Origin of the sequence: Neptuniibacter sp. QD72_48 (genome assembly GCF_047778065.1) — a bacterium.
Classification (GTDB): Bacteria; Pseudomonadota; Gammaproteobacteria; order Pseudomonadales; family Balneatricaceae; genus Neptuniibacter.
The window spans coordinates 3,228,224-3,242,016 of record NZ_CP180547.1 but is presented as its reverse complement, the minus strand read 5'-3'; the positions used below and the strand labels follow the sequence as shown (position 1 = coordinate 3,242,016).

13 protein-coding genes and 5 tRNA genes are annotated in these 13,793 nt (G+C 44.5%); 13 read left to right on the top strand and 5 right to left on the bottom strand.

The window, feature by feature from the left end; translation table 11 throughout:
* Positions 1 to 10: 10 nt before the first annotated feature.
* The 10 genes from ACMXYX_RS14805 (at position 11) to ACMXYX_RS14760 (ending at position 7,165) form a co-directional block, all read left to right on the top strand.
* Positions 11 to 1,246: an aspartate kinase gene (locus ACMXYX_RS14805; RefSeq protein WP_415882419.1), complete on the top strand. Its 1,236-nt coding sequence runs from the start codon at positions 11 to 13 to the stop codon at positions 1,244 to 1,246.
* Between the two features lie 150 nt (positions 1,247 to 1,396).
* Positions 1,397 to 1,585 (top strand): carbon storage regulator CsrA, encoded by a 189-nt coding sequence (gene csrA, locus ACMXYX_RS14800; RefSeq protein WP_415882418.1) that lies wholly within the window; start codon positions 1,397 to 1,399, stop codon positions 1,583 to 1,585.
* A 61-nt stretch (positions 1,586 to 1,646) separates the two neighbouring features.
* A tRNA-Ser gene (locus ACMXYX_RS14795) sits at positions 1,647 to 1,736 on the top strand.
* A 9-nt stretch (positions 1,737 to 1,745) separates the two neighbouring features.
* Positions 1,746 to 1,822, top strand: a tRNA-Arg gene (locus ACMXYX_RS14790).
* 29 nt (positions 1,823 to 1,851) lie between these two features.
* Positions 1,852 to 1,928: transfer RNA gene (locus ACMXYX_RS14785), tRNA-Arg, on the top strand.
* 22 nt (positions 1,929 to 1,950) lie between these two features.
* Positions 1,951 to 2,027 (top strand) — tRNA-Arg (locus ACMXYX_RS14780).
* Positions 2,028 to 2,090: 63 nt separating this feature from the next.
* Positions 2,091 to 3,554 carry a tRNA uracil 4-sulfurtransferase ThiI gene (gene thiI / locus ACMXYX_RS14775; RefSeq protein ID WP_415882417.1) on the top strand — a complete coding sequence of 488 codons (1,464 nt, stop codon included), beginning with the start codon at positions 2,091 to 2,093 and terminating at the stop codon, positions 3,552 to 3,554.
* A 223-nt stretch (positions 3,555 to 3,777) separates the two neighbouring features.
* On the top strand, positions 3,778 to 4,014 hold the full coding sequence (locus ACMXYX_RS14770; RefSeq protein ID WP_415882415.1) for an OadG family protein: 237 nt from the start codon (positions 3,778 to 3,780) through the stop codon (positions 4,012 to 4,014).
* Between the two features lie 56 nt (positions 4,015 to 4,070).
* Positions 4,071 to 5,849: a sodium-extruding oxaloacetate decarboxylase subunit alpha gene (oadA, locus tag ACMXYX_RS14765; protein ID WP_415906190.1), complete on the top strand. Its 1,779-nt coding sequence runs from the start codon at positions 4,071 to 4,073 to the stop codon at positions 5,847 to 5,849.
* Between the two features lie 11 nt (positions 5,850 to 5,860).
* Positions 5,861 to 7,165: a sodium ion-translocating decarboxylase subunit beta gene (locus ACMXYX_RS14760; RefSeq protein ID WP_415882413.1), complete on the top strand. Its 1,305-nt coding sequence runs from the start codon at positions 5,861 to 5,863 to the stop codon at positions 7,163 to 7,165.
* 85 nt (positions 7,166 to 7,250) lie between these two features.
* Here ACMXYX_RS14760 and ACMXYX_RS14755 read toward each other — a convergent pair whose 3' ends face one another.
* Positions 7,251 to 8,174: a histone deacetylase family protein gene (locus tag ACMXYX_RS14755; protein ID WP_415882412.1), complete on the bottom strand. Its 924-nt coding sequence runs from the start codon at positions 8,172 to 8,174 to the stop codon at positions 7,251 to 7,253.
* Positions 8,175 to 8,463: 289 nt separating this feature from the next.
* On the opposite strand from ACMXYX_RS14755, the gene ACMXYX_RS14750 reads away from it, so the two are divergent.
* On the top strand, positions 8,464 to 10,062 hold the full coding sequence (locus tag ACMXYX_RS14750; protein WP_415882411.1) for a response regulator: 1,599 nt from the start codon (positions 8,464 to 8,466) through the stop codon (positions 10,060 to 10,062).
* Between the two features lie 13 nt (positions 10,063 to 10,075).
* Here the strand turns inward: ACMXYX_RS14750 and ACMXYX_RS14745 are convergent.
* The 4 genes from ACMXYX_RS14745 to flgA all read right to left on the bottom strand — a co-directional run bounded on the left by ACMXYX_RS14745 (position 10,076) and on the right by flgA (position 11,856).
* Positions 10,076 to 10,152 (bottom strand) — tRNA-Arg (locus ACMXYX_RS14745).
* A gap of 73 nt (positions 10,153 to 10,225) precedes the next feature.
* Positions 10,226 to 10,705, bottom strand: coding sequence for a flagella synthesis protein FlgN (locus tag ACMXYX_RS14740; RefSeq protein ID WP_415896971.1), 480 nt, complete (start codon positions 10,703 to 10,705; stop codon positions 10,226 to 10,228).
* 8 nt (positions 10,706 to 10,713) lie between these two features.
* Positions 10,714 to 11,022, bottom strand: coding sequence for a flagellar biosynthesis anti-sigma factor FlgM (flgM, locus tag ACMXYX_RS14735; protein WP_415896970.1), 309 nt, complete (start codon positions 11,020 to 11,022; stop codon positions 10,714 to 10,716).
* Positions 11,023 to 11,160: 138 nt separating this feature from the next.
* Positions 11,161 to 11,856 carry a flagellar basal body P-ring formation chaperone FlgA gene (gene flgA / locus ACMXYX_RS14730; RefSeq protein WP_415896969.1) on the bottom strand — a complete coding sequence of 232 codons (696 nt, stop codon included), beginning with the start codon at positions 11,854 to 11,856 and terminating at the stop codon, positions 11,161 to 11,163.
* 76 nt (positions 11,857 to 11,932) lie between these two features.
* On the opposite strand from flgA, the gene ACMXYX_RS14725 reads away from it, so the two are divergent.
* A complete protein-coding gene (locus ACMXYX_RS14725; protein WP_415882407.1) occupies positions 11,933 to 12,868 on the top strand; it encodes a chemotaxis protein CheV in 936 nt (311 codons plus the stop codon).
* Between the two features lie 30 nt (positions 12,869 to 12,898).
* Entirely contained in the window at positions 12,899 to 13,750 is an 852-nt protein-coding gene (locus ACMXYX_RS14720; protein ID WP_415896968.1) for a CheR family methyltransferase, read from the top strand.
* Positions 13,751 to 13,793 lie beyond the last annotated feature (43 nt).

The window sequence follows — 13,793 nt, the reverse complement described above, 5'->3', positions numbered from 1 at the left end:
AGGTGCACGCATGGCGCTTTTTGTTCAAAAATATGGTGGTACCTCTGTTGGAACTGTTGAACGTATAGAAGCAGTCGCAGATAAGGTGCAGGGTTTTAAGCAGCAAGGGCACGACGTCGTTGTTGCTGTATCTGCTATGAGTGGTGAGACGAATCGTCTCATCGCCTTAGCTAAAGATATACAGTCAAAACCTAATGCTCGTGAAATGGACGTGTTGGTCTCTACGGGAGAGCAAGTCACTATTGCTTTGCTTTGTATGGCATTAGAAAAGCGCGGTGTGCCTGCTCGTTCTTATACGGGCAGTCAGGTCAAAATTCTTACGGATAACTCGCATACCAAGGCTCGGATTCAGGATATAGAGGTTTCCTCTATAAAGTCTGATCTGGAGGCTGGGCGAGTCGTGGTTGTGGCGGGATTTCAGGGGGTAGACTCTGATGGCAATATCACCACGCTCGGTCGTGGCGGCTCTGACACAACGGGTGTTGCGCTAGCTGCGGCACTGAAAGCTGATGAGTGTCAAATCTATACTGACGTAGATGGTGTATATACTACCGATCCGCGTGTAGTATCGAGTGCTAAGCGTCTAGAGCAAATTACATTTGAAGAGATGCTCGAGATGGCGAGTCTTGGATCTAAAGTCTTGCAGATCCGTGCCGTTGAGTTTGCAGGAAAATATAAAGTGCCGTTGCGGGTTCTTTCTAGCTTTGAGGAAGGGCCAGGGACTCTAATTACCGTTGAGGGTGATTCAGCCGTGGAAAAGCCAGTTATTTCAGGTATCGCGTTTAATCGCGATGAAGCTAAGTTGACTGTAATGGGTGTGCCTGATGTTCCTGGGGTTGCATCAAAAATATTAGGGCCGATTAGTCAGGCAAATATTGAAGTTGATGTTATCGTGCAGAATGTTGCCGCTGATAATACAACGGATTTTACCTTTACGGTTCATCGTAACGATTATGATGCGGCTGAAGCGGTACTTGCAAAGGTGTCTGCTGAGCTGGGTGCTCGTGAAGTGGTTGGTGATAATCAGATTGCTAAAGTCTCTATTGTGGGCGTGGGTATGCGATCCCATGCTGGCGTAGCGAGTAAAATGTTTGATGCCTTAGCAGCTGAAAATATTAATATTCAAATGATTTCTACATCTGAGATTAAGGTCTCAGTTGTGATTGCTGAAAAGTATTTGGAGCTAGCGGTGCGCTCTCTGCACACTGCTTTTGATATGGATGTTGATGATTCGGTTAGTGAATAATCGATCATAATGGTTAATAGAAAAAGCTGGTCTATAGTTAGGTTAGCTGTTGTTGTATAGGCAGCGTTCTGGCAGGGATTTGGATGAATGCCAGTATGTGGTCTACCGTTTAGGTGGATTGGCCTGGGAAGTACTAAGGAGATTCTACACATGTTAATTCTTACTCGCCGTGTTGGCGAAACTCTTATGGTTGGTGACGATGTCACTGTTACTGTGCTTGGTGTTAAAGGTAATCAGGTACGAATTGGTGTTAATGCACCTAAAGATGTATCCGTGCATCGAGAAGAGATCTATCAGCGCATTCAGCGTGAAAAGGCCGAAGAAGGAAATAAAGCGTAATTTTTTTAAAACTTTGCTTTTCTTTTGATAATCACTTGGTTATAGTACGCGCCGTTGTTTAGGTGAGCTGGCCGAGTGGCTGAAGGCGCGCCCCTGCTAAGGGCGTATAGGAGAAATCCTATCGAGGGTTCGAATCCCTCGCTCACCGCCATTTTGATGTGCGCCCGTAGCTCAGCTGGATAGAGTACCTGGCTACGAACCAGGCGGTCAGAGGTTCGAATCCTCTCGGGCGCGCCACTCAAAAACAACGGTTTATTTTCTTGGATGCGCCCGTAGCTCAGCTGGATAGAGTACCTGGCTACGAACCAGGCGGTCAGAGGTTCGAATCCTCTCGGGCGCGCCACTCCAAAGAAAATTTCAGATATGCGCCCGTAGCTCAGCTGGATAGAGTACCTGGCTACGAACCAGGCGGTCAGAGGTTCGAATCCTCTCGGGCGCGCCATCTGTAACTCTACCTTCCTACACTTTATAATATTCGTCCTAATTATTTTTTGAGCTCGTTGCTATGAAGTTCTCTATTCGTTTGTTTCCAGAAATTACCATCAAAAGTCGCCCTGTACGTAAGCGTCTAATTCAGCGTTTGCAGAGCAATTTACAGAATATGACTCGTCGTATTGACGAGCAGATCAAAGTTAAAGGGCAGTGGGACAAGCTGGATGTAGAGTGCGCAGGTGCGAGTGCAGAGATTATCGCGCAGGTGGTAGATCTTTTAGGTCGTACGCCAGGAATTCATAGCTTTATCGAAGTGACTGAGTACCCGTTGGGTGATTTTCATGATGTTTACGAAAAAGCGCATGCTATCTACGCGGAGCAATTGAAAGGCAAAACTTTCAAAGTGCGTGTTAAACGCTCTGGTAAGCATGACTTTCGTTCTATTGATGTTGAGCGCTATGTTGGTGGTGGTTTGAATCAGCATGCGGAGACTGCGGGTGTGGATGTTCATAATCCAGAGGTTTATGTGGATCTTGAGATTCGTAACGATAGTCTTTATGTCGTAACGAATACCTACAAAGGTTTGGGTGGTTTTCCGCTAGGTACGCAAGATTCTACGCTTTCGCTTATTTCCGGTGGATTCGACTCCATTGTTGCTAGCTACATGTCTATGCGTCGGGGTTGTAAAACTCATTTTGTTTTCTTTAACTTGGGTGGTCATGCGCACGAAATTGGTGTGAAGCAGGTGTCTCTGTATTTATGGCAAAAATATGGCTCTTCTGCGCGAGTGAAGTTTATTACGATCCCTTTTGATGAAGTGATTGGTGAAATACTGCAATCTGTTCATCACTCCTATATGGGTGTCGTATTGAAACGCATGATGATGCGCGCCGGTGAGCAGATTGCAGATAAAATGAAGATTGACGCTTTGGTGACGGGTGAGAGTATTGCTCAGGTATCTAGTCAAACCTTACCTAATCTATCTATTATCGATGCAGCAACTGAAAAGCTGGTGGTGCGACCGCTGGTTACTATGGATAAGCAAGATATCATCGATATCACGCGTGAAATAGGTGCTTATGATTTTGCCAAAAATATGCCTGAATACTGTGGTGTAATATCTGATCGTCCAACGACCTGTGCTAAGAAAGATCGCGTAGAAGAGGAAGAGTCCGATTTTGACTTTGAAGTGCTTGAACGAGCGCTTGAGCGTCGTCAGGTGATCAGCATCGATGAAATTGAGGAAGATGTAAATATCCATGCTGAGGTTGAAGCATTAACTAAGGTTGCTGATAATCAGGTTGTTGTTGATATTCGAGCGCCGCATGAACAAGAGAAAAAGCCGCTGAATATTCCTGGCTGTGAAATCCAATTAATTCCGTTCTTTGCTTTAGGTGCGGCTGCTGATGAATTTGAAGAAGGTAAGGAATACCTTCTTTATTGTGAGAAGGGTGTTATGAGCCAAATGCATGCGCATCAAATGCAGGAGCGTGGCTTTAGTAATGTAAAAGTTTATCGCCCTGGAAAGAGTGAATAACACCATATTTCACTGAATATGGATCAAAGGTTGTAAGCAAATTTTGATCCATATCCTCCCTTTGACCGAAAAATCCCCTCTAATTATTGCCTGAAGTAGACTTTTCGGGTTTAATTATGGTCCATTTGCAACCAGTACATTCGTCAGTGAAAGCCTAATAATTAGGTGGCCAAAAGCCATATCTGACGTATGGGTTTCGATAAGTACAGGAGCATCCATTAAAATGGAAAATCTGCTATCAGAAGGCCTTGAATTAATGGTCTTTGGTATGGGCTTCGTTGTTGTCTTTCTTACTTTGTTGGTATTCGCTACTTCAGGAATGTCCAAAGTGGTAGGCAAGTTTTTTCCTGAAGCACCAGCGCAGCCAAAAGCAAAAAAGACTGCACCAGCGCCAGCTGGAAATAACAATGATGAGTTAATTGCTGTCATGACAGCTGCGGTTCACAAACACCGTTCGTAAATAAGAACGGCTCAATAACGAATAAATCTGCATTAATCGACAGAAGGCCATTACCCATGACCGACGCAAAGAAACCACTTGGCATTACCGACGTAGTTCTGCGTGACGCACACCAGTCGCTATTCGCTACGCGTATGCGAGTTGAAGACATGCTGCCGATCGCGGAAAAGCTAGATAAAGTAGGCTTTTGGTCCCTAGAAAGCTGGGGCGGCGCAACATTTGACTCATGTATTCGCTTTATCGGAGAAGATCCGTGGGAGCGTATCCGCTTGCTTAAAAAAGCAATGCCAAACACAAAACATCAGATGCTCCTGCGTGGACAAAACCTACTAGGTTACCGTCACTACGCTGATGATGTTGTAAACAAATTCTGTGAACGTGCTGCTGTTAACGGCGTAGACGTATTCCGTATCTTCGATGCGATGAACGATCCGCGTAACCTTGAAACTGCAATCAAAGCAGTTAAGGCAACAGGCAAGCACGCTCAAGGCACTATCTCTTACACTAAGAGTCCAGTTCACACGATCGATAACTGGGTTGCATATGCAAAAACTCTTGAAGATATGGGCGCTGATTCTATCAACATCAAGGATATGTCCGGTATCCTGACACCATACGATGCATTTGACCTAGTTTCTCGTCTGAAGGCTCAGACTGATCTAGAAGTTCAATTGCACGCTCACGCGACTTCTGGTTTGTCTGATATGACTATCCTTAAGTCTGTTGAAGCGGGTATCGACCGTGTTGATACTGCTATCTCTTCTATGTCTATGACATACGGCCATACGTCTACTGAATCTGTAGTAGCTGCGTTGGCTGGTACTGACCGTGATACTGGTTTAGATATCAATCTTCTAGAAGAGATTGCTGGCTACTTCCGTGAAGTACGTAAGAAGTACGCTAAATTTGAAGGTTCTCTACGTGGTACAGACTCTCGTATCCTAGTTGCTCAGGTACCTGGTGGCATGTTGACTAACATGGAAAACCAGCTGAAAGAGCAGGGTGCTGCAGATAAGTTCGATGAAGTACTAGCTGAGATCCCACGTGTGCGTGAAGACCTAGGTCTGATCCCACTAGTAACACCAACTTCTCAGATCGTTGGTACTCAGGCTGTAATCAACGTTCTAATGGGCGAGCGTTACAAAACTATCTCTAAAGAAGTTCAGGGTATTCTGAAAGGTGAGTACGGTGCAGCTCCTGCTCCTTACAATGCTGACCTTCAGGCTCGTGTATTGGATGGTGGTGAAGCAATCACTTGTCGTCCTGCTGATCTGCTTGAACCAGAAATGGACAAGTTGGTAGGCGAGCTGAAAGACCTTGCTGCTGAGAAAGGTATTGAGCTAACAGAAGGTGAGAACGAAATTGATGACGTTCTAACTTACGCTCTATTCCCTCAGGTTGGCTTGAAATTCCTTGAAAACCGTAACAATCCTGATGCATTTGAACCTGCACCTACATTAGAGGACGCACTAGCAATGGCTGCACCTAAAAACACTGGTCCACAGACTTACACTATCTCTGTTAACGGCCAAAACTACGTTGTACAAGTAACTGAAGGCGGTGATATTTCTGCTGTAGCTCCGGCTGCTGCTGCGGCTCCAGCTGCTGCTCCTGCAGGCGTTGGTGAAGACGTTCCAGCTCCATTGGCTGGTAACATTTGGAAAGTACAGGTTGCTCCAGGTCAGGCTGTTCAAGAAGGTGACGTTCTAGTAATTCTTGAAGCGATGAAGATGGAAACAGAAGTACGTGCTGCACGCGCTGGTACTGTTTCTACTGTAGAAGTTAATGAAGGTGACGCTGTACAGGTTGGCGACACTCTATTGACTCTAGCGTAAGGTATTGTTTGATGGATAAGCTAATCGAACTGTTTCTTGCCTCTGGTGCTTATAACATCAGTGGTGGTCAGATCGTAATGATTTTGGTTGGCCTTTTGCTTCTGTTCTTGGCCATCAAAAAGAATTTCGAACCGCTACTGCTTGTGCCAATCGGTTTCGGTGGCATCATGGCGAACATTCCGGAAGCGGGCTTAGCGTATACAGCTGTAGAAAATGCTGTGCACTTTGCTGTTCCGGAGGTGATGAATGGTTTGGCGTCTGCGCTAAATATCACTAGCACTGATCCAAAAGAAATTTTGAATGCCTACCACAACACGGCTTCAGCTGCTCAGATTCAAGATGCAATCAACGTAGCTAAAGACGGTGGTTATGCGAATGGCATGCTGTATAACTTCTATAGCGTAGCAATTGGCTCTACAGCCGCTCCGCTGTTGATCTTCATGGGTGTTGGTGCAATGACAGACTTTGGTCCGTTATTGGCTAACCCACGTACCCTCTTCTTGGGTGCGGCTGCTCAGTTCGGCATCTTCGCAACTGTACTAGGTGCGGTTGCAATGTCTTCTATGGGCATCATGGACTTCAACATCCAAGAAGCTGCAGCGATCGGTATCATCGGTGGTGCTGATGGCCCAACTGCAATCTATGTAACTAGTTTGCTAGCTCCACACCTATTGGGTGCAATTGCGGTAGCTGCATACTCTTACATGGCGCTAGTACCTCTGATTCAGCCACCAATTATGCGTGCGTTGACTACAGAAGCTGAGCGTAAGATCCAGATGAGCCAGTTACGTCACGTAACTAAGCTTGAGAAGATTCTGTTCCCAATCGTACTATTGATCCTAGTAGCGCTATTGCTTCCAGATGCAGCACCTCTGTTGGGTATGTTCTGTTTCGGTAACTTGATGCGTGAGTGTGGTGTAGTAGATCGTCTTAGCGATACTGCTCAGAATGCTCTGATCAACATTGTTACAATCTTCTTGGGTCTATCTGTAGGTTCTAAACTTTCTGCTGATAAGTTCCTAGATCTTGAAACGCTAGGCATCATGGCGCTAGGTATCGTTGCATTCTGTATCGGTACAGCTGCTGGTGTGATCATGGCTAAGATTATGAACAAGATGATGGGTGGCAATGCGATCAACCCACTAATCGGTTCAGCGGGTGTATCTGCGGTACCTATGGCTGCACGTGTATCTAACAAGATCGGTCTTGAGTATAACTCTCAAAACTTCTTGTTGATGCATGCTATGGGTCCAAACGTTGCTGGTGTAATCGGTTCTGCGATTGCAGCGGGCGTAATGATCAAGTTCGTAAGCTAATTATTAGCTTGTATTACTAAAAAAGGCTGCCATTGGCAGCCTTTTTTGTTTCTGTTAGGAGGGTGCTCCAGCTCCAACCTCTAGCCTAATGTCCGGCGAATACTTCTAAATGAGCTTGTACGCTGAATGCCAAAGATACAGGGTTGTAACCACCTTCTAGAACTGAAACAACACGGTTTTGGCTGTAAGTGCGAGCTGCGTCTAGGAGTAACTGAGTAACCCAGCGATAATCTTCCTCATTGAGTTTAATATCCGCCATAGGGTCTTCATGATGAGCGTCAAAACCTGCAGAGATAATGATCATATCTGGCTTATGAGCTTGGATGGCAGGTAGCCAGCGCGACTCAACAAGTTTGCGGAATACCATGCCGTCGCTATGAGCATCCATAGGGCAGTTAATGATGTGGTCGCGCACAAAGTCACAGTAACGCTCTGGATAGAAAGGATGCTGGAATGTTGAGCAAACTAGCACTTCTGGCCTGTCTTTAAAGATATCTACGGTGCCGTTGCCTTGGTGTACGTCGAAATCAAAGATAGCAACGCGTTCTATTCCTGGCTGCTGTAAAGCATGCATTGCTGCAATGGCTGCATTGTTATAAAAGCAAAATCCCATCGCATTGTTATGCTCGGCATGATGGCCAGGTGGGCGCGTAGCACAAAAAGCGTTTTTAGATTTGCCGCTAATTACCCTGTTTACTGCCATAACGGCAGAGCCTGCGGCTAAACTGGCTGCATGTAAGGAGTGAGGACAAAGGGCTGTATCTTCGTCGGTATACACAACGCCTTGTTCTGGTAGCTTCATCTCCAAACGTTTTTGGTGGAGGTGAGCGTGGGCGAGTTGTACTTGTTCAGGTAAAACGTGTACCGATTGGATTCGTTCAAGATCCTGCATCAGGCCTGTCTTTTCTAGTACCTTTTGGATGGCAACTAGGCGAATTGGGCTTTCAGGGTGTTCTGGGCCCATGTTGTGTAGGCCGCAATCTTCATGAGTGATAAATGCAGTAGTCATAAGTACGCTTTTTTATAAGTTTTGTTTAGTTTACCTGAAACCCAAAAAGCAGGATCTCATTACATCGTCTCAATACCTCAAGCCTACACCTTAGAGTTAGATTTTTCTTGATCTGGATCATTAGTGTTTACATGCCCTCAGGATAGGATGGTTGTCACAGCATAGAACTGTCTTGGCATCGAGTGTTCACCCTACACCCGGTGCTTTTTTTTGTTTGCAGGAAATGCTTTTGTCATATCGAATAGGCTTTTATACTTCAAATATCCTTTTTGCGTATATGGACGGTTGAGTGGCGAAAGTAGATTATTCTGATAAGCAAGTTCTACTGATAGAAAGCAGTGGCAACATGCGGTCTACTATCTTCTATATGCTGAGGAGTATGGGGGTTGCCAATCTCAAGGCGGTTACTATCAATGACCGAGTTTTAAATGAAATTTCTGAGAATAACTACGATGTTATTCTTCTCGGTCATAATGTAAATGATAGTGTCACGGGTATCCAATTATTGGAAGAGTGTCGTTATCGAGGTTTTATAAAGCCTACTGCTTGCTGGATCTTTATGACCAGTGATGCCTCTCAAGAAGTCGTACTGCACGCAATTGATAGTCGTCCTGATGATATGATTATGAAGCCATTCTCGGTGGATGAATTAAAACATCGCTTGGATAACATTCTTTATCGGAAGTCCGTTTTTAAGCCAGTAGATGATGCCTTAGAAATTGGTGATCTTCCGGCAGCTATTACATTTTGCCAGCATAACTTTGCTTCTTATGATCCAGAATACGATGAAGCTCAGCTGATTCTTGCTCGTTTGCTGCTTAAGTTTCATAGATCTAAAGAGAGTGCTCAAGTTGCTGAAAAACAATATTGGAAGAGTCATGATAAAGAGGCTGGTATTGTTTGGGCAGAAGCTATGCTGCAGCAGGAGCAGTTCAAAGAAGCAAAGGCTCTCCTACTAGAGCTTATAGCAGAGTATCCCTTGCTGATTGCTGCATATGATTTGCTTGCTCTGACCCATGAGAAAGAAGGGGATTTAGATCAAGCAAGGGAGGCCGTTGCTGAAGCGACACAAAAGTCTCCAATGGGTATTCCTCGTCAAATGGAATTGGGGCGTTTAGCTACACAAACGAAACAACTAGATATGGCGGGTGGGGCTTATAAGAAGTCTATCCTCCTAGGTCGGCGCAGCTGTTATAAATCTCCTGATCCTTATCTTCGTCTAGCAAATGTAAAGCGGCTAGAAGCTCAAAATGCAAATGGTGGTATGGCTGTTGAACTCTTTAATGAGTTTGAGCATACCATTTCGCAAGCTTATCAAGCCTTTCCCCGTGATGAACAGTTGCAAGTCCGAGCATCTCTTTTGAAAAGTGAAATGTATCATCAGGTAGGGGATACCGATGCTGCTAATAAAGCCACGAGGGATGCTCAGCGGATTAACTCAGAGCTGGCTGTGCCCCTAGATCTTGATCGAGAGCTTCTCGGTGTAATGGGTGATGCGGTTCCAATACTGGAGCCTGCGGCCAAGCCGAAGAAAGTTCCTGGTAAGAAACATGATCCAGATATGAGTATCAAAGTTAATCGTTTGGGTGTGAAGCATTATTTATCAGGCAAGATGCCTCAGGCACTCAAGTATTTTGGTTTAGCGACAGAATACGATTCAAGCAACGTTAATGCTTTGTTGAATCTAGCCCAGCTATTCTTGGAAACGGCTAGAGATAGTAAAGAGAAGCGTGAGGAGCGTATTAAAATGGTCCAGCGTTACCTGAAGCTATCTGAGCGTTGTAGTTTAGAAGGTATTGAGCTTGATAAGCAGCACCAGCTAAAGCGATATTTAAGCCATGATGTCGCCCTGTTGCCGAAAGGCTCTTTGGGTAATTTGTTACGATAAATTGTAACTAAAATGGCGTCCCAGAGAGGATTCGAACCCCTGGCCTGTCCCTTAGGAGGGGACCGCTCTATCCAGCTGAGCTACTGGGACATGCTTATATAATTCTCGAGATTCTAGCGAGATTTTATTATCGAGTCACTAGGTATAGAAGGGTCAAAGCAGTTTAAGCTTTGCCTAAGCTGCTTTGTGCTTTGTACAGTTTTGAGGCGCCAGCCTTACCGTAGAGTTGATCTTGTTTCTTATGGCCACGGACAATGGCGAGTAATTGATTTACATTCTGCTGATTACGATAGATTGCTTGTTCGTTGCGCTTATTTTTATGCTGGAGTTCTTTTAGGTGCTTTTTAATTTCAGCATAAATAGCATTGGTTTGCTCTGCTGCCGCAGTTTTATTCTCTGGCGTGGAGTAATCCTCTGAGTCGATCTCAATTCCAAAAGACTTTAATAGAGCGACACGCTCCAAAGTAAAATTATGGAAATTGTTAATTACGCCCATTTTTTCTTGGGTGATATCACTTAATTGCTCAAGATCTTTACTGCTGAGTGCTTCAAGCTCTCTGTCGTAAATAGTATTAAGTGATTCTAAAAGCAAAATACCCTGCTTGAGCAGGGTATCCAGTTCTATATGTTGTTGTTCGGTCATAGCGAAATTTACAATAGGCTATCGAAGTTCAGCATCTTCTCTGCTACACGTTCAGCATTGATTTGATAGCTGCCACTTTCAATTTCTTGTTTTAGTCGCTCGACACGCTCGCTGTCCACATCAGGTGCATTGGCCAGTTGTTTTTCAACATTCTGCAGTGTCTGAGCTGCATTGCTGAGTTTAACTGTATCACCTTTACTGGACGGAGACTGCGCAGGGGCGTCATTGCTACCAGCTTTGGTGGCATTGCCTTCGCCTGCTCGTGCACGAGTGCTATTCGTCTGCGACGATGACAGGCCCGTGATGTCGTTAATCATTTTTCCGTCCTCAAACTTGTATCTGAACCAGCTTATCGGCGGCTTATTTGGAAACTTTAGAAAAAAATATTTTTTTTCTTTAATAAATTCGAGTATAGCAGTTGCAACCAAATGACACCATGTTGGATTGCTTGCTGCTTATGGGGTGCGAACTAGGCCAGGCTCAATAACTACAGCCTTTACAATATTTCCAGAACGATCATTTTTAACCTTAATCTGCTGACCAATCGCGCCATCTTGAAGTGCCGTGCCTGCTGCCCTGATTGAAATTCCGCTGCGCTTTGCCTCGATGATCACTGCATTCCCTCGAGACACAGCTAAAGGCGGCTTTAGCATGGAAGCTGTAAAAATTGTGCCTGCAGCAATACTTCTTTTCGTAGTCCAGCCTATAATTTCTTCAGTGCGAAGAAAATAGGCTGATCGTAAATTGGTTATGTCAACTTCGGCTCTATGGATGTGTTGAGTACCAAGATTCGTGTTTCTTGGAAGGCTTGTGCTACTAACAACAGCTGTTCCATAGAGTTTAACTTGTGCTGTAACAAACAGCTGCCACATAGGAGAGGGGCATCGGGCTCGAAAGGTAATTCTGCTTCCATTTCCCTTAGGTGATTGAAATTCTAAGGGTTGTTGGCAGTTTTTTAGTTTGATTTTTCGGCTAATCGGGTTAAGTTTGATCTCAGTACGCGCATCGGGCTTGGTTTTTTTGTAGTGTTCTTGCAGAAAAAGTAGCGCCTCCTGCTCTAACTTTTCGGTTTGATCGGCTGCTAAAGCACCGAAAGAGGCCAAAAGAACAGTGGTTAGGAGGAAAAGTCGTGTTAAATTATGCTTATTCACGTTGTTGTAACTAACATTATGTTTATGTAACAGCGTACAAACAGAATAGATTTAATCTCTACGGGATTATTAGATCATGTCAGGTATCCTAGATAGTGTAAACCTGCGTACCCAAATGGTAGGGCAGAACCGGTTGGAATTATTATTGTTTGCTTTGGAGTCAGAGCAACAATATGGCATCAACGTTTTTAAAGTGCGTGAAGTTTTACAGTGCCCGGAACTTACCGAGGTGCCTCGTCAGACTTCCGCTATTAAAGGTATGGCGCATATCCGCGGCGAGACAATTCCAGTGTTGGATCTGTCTGAGGCTGTTGGTCGTCAAACTGTTCCTTATGAGCAAAGGCAAGAGTGCTTCTTGATCGTTGCTGAGTATAACCGCCGAACGCTTGCATTCTTAGTTCGCAAAGTTGACCGCATCTTGAATACTCAGTGGGACCAAATTATGGCTCCTCCTACTGAGATTGGCGTAGAAAACTATCTGACAGCTATCTTTGAGTACGAAGGTAAGCTGATTGAAATATTAGATGTAGAGCAGATACTTGCAGATCTGTATCCAATGCCAACAGAGGTTAGTAAGGATGTTGCAGATGACAAGGTTCGTGAAAAAGCTCGTGAACATCAAATACTGATAGTTGATGATTCGTCTGTAGCCCGCAATCAGATGCAAAGAAGTTTGGAAAATTTGGGCATCAAGGTGACCTCATGCAATAACGGTCGTATGGCGTGGGACTTATTGCGTGATATGGCAGATCGTGGAACTGATGTAACGACTCACTTCCTGATGGTTATTTCGGATATAGAGATGCCAGAGATGGATGGATATACCTTGACGTCAATGATTCGTGAAGATGAGCGTATGAGTAATATGCATGTGGTTTTACATACATCCTTGTCGGGCGGCTTCAACGTGTCTATGGTTAAAAAAGTAGGAGCGGATGGTTTCCTAGCTAAGTTTAACCCTGATGATCTTGCAACAGCTGTCGTACAGCGTATCCAGCAAGTAGAAAAATAATAAGGCACAGGTAGGGGTATTACTCTTTCCATGAGTATTTCCGGTAGATCAAACTTTACGATCACGGATGCTGACTTTGAGTTGTTCAGTCGCTTCCTTGAAGATAGTAGTGGGATATTGCTTGCGAAACATAAACAATATCTAGTACAAAGTCGTTTAGGAAAAATTGTTCAGGAAAATAACTGTCCTGGACTTAAAGAGCTGATTACTAAACTACAAAGCCCTACATCTAAGCGTTTGCGTGAGCAAGTAATCGATGCGATGACAACGAATGAAACCTTATGGTTTAGAGATGTTCATCCTTTTGATATTTTGCGTGATCGTATTGTGCCTGAAATGTTAGGGCAGGGTGTTGGTTCGAACAAAATTCGAATATGGTCAGCAGCTTGTTCTACAGGTCAAGAGCCTTATTCAATCAGTATGACGCTGGATGAATTTAAGAAAAAAACACCGGGTAAATTGGCTTCCGAAGAGATTGTTGCCACAGATATCTCTACTCAAGTACTAGAACAAGCCCGTCGTGGTGAGTACGAAATGTTGGCAATAGGTAGAGGCTTGTCACAAGAGCGCCTTACCCAACACTTCCGTGAAACGTCCAACGGCAGTTGGGCCGTAAAACCTGAAATCAAATCAAAAGTAAGATTTCAGAGCATTAATTTGCTTGGGCAATACTCGTCGATGGGTAAATTTGATGTGATTTTCTGCCGAAATGTGTTGATCTATTTCTCCAGTGAAAAGAAAACTGAGATCTTGTCCAAGATGCATGGCGTTTTGAAGCCTGGAGGTTACCTGATACTAGGTGCTTCTGAGTTCCTTTCTGGCCTGTCCGATAAATACAAAATGATTCATTGCCGACCAGGTATTATTTATCAAGCTATTTAGTCAGATAGATCAATCCGTTTACGAAAAAGCCGCTTGCCTAAGG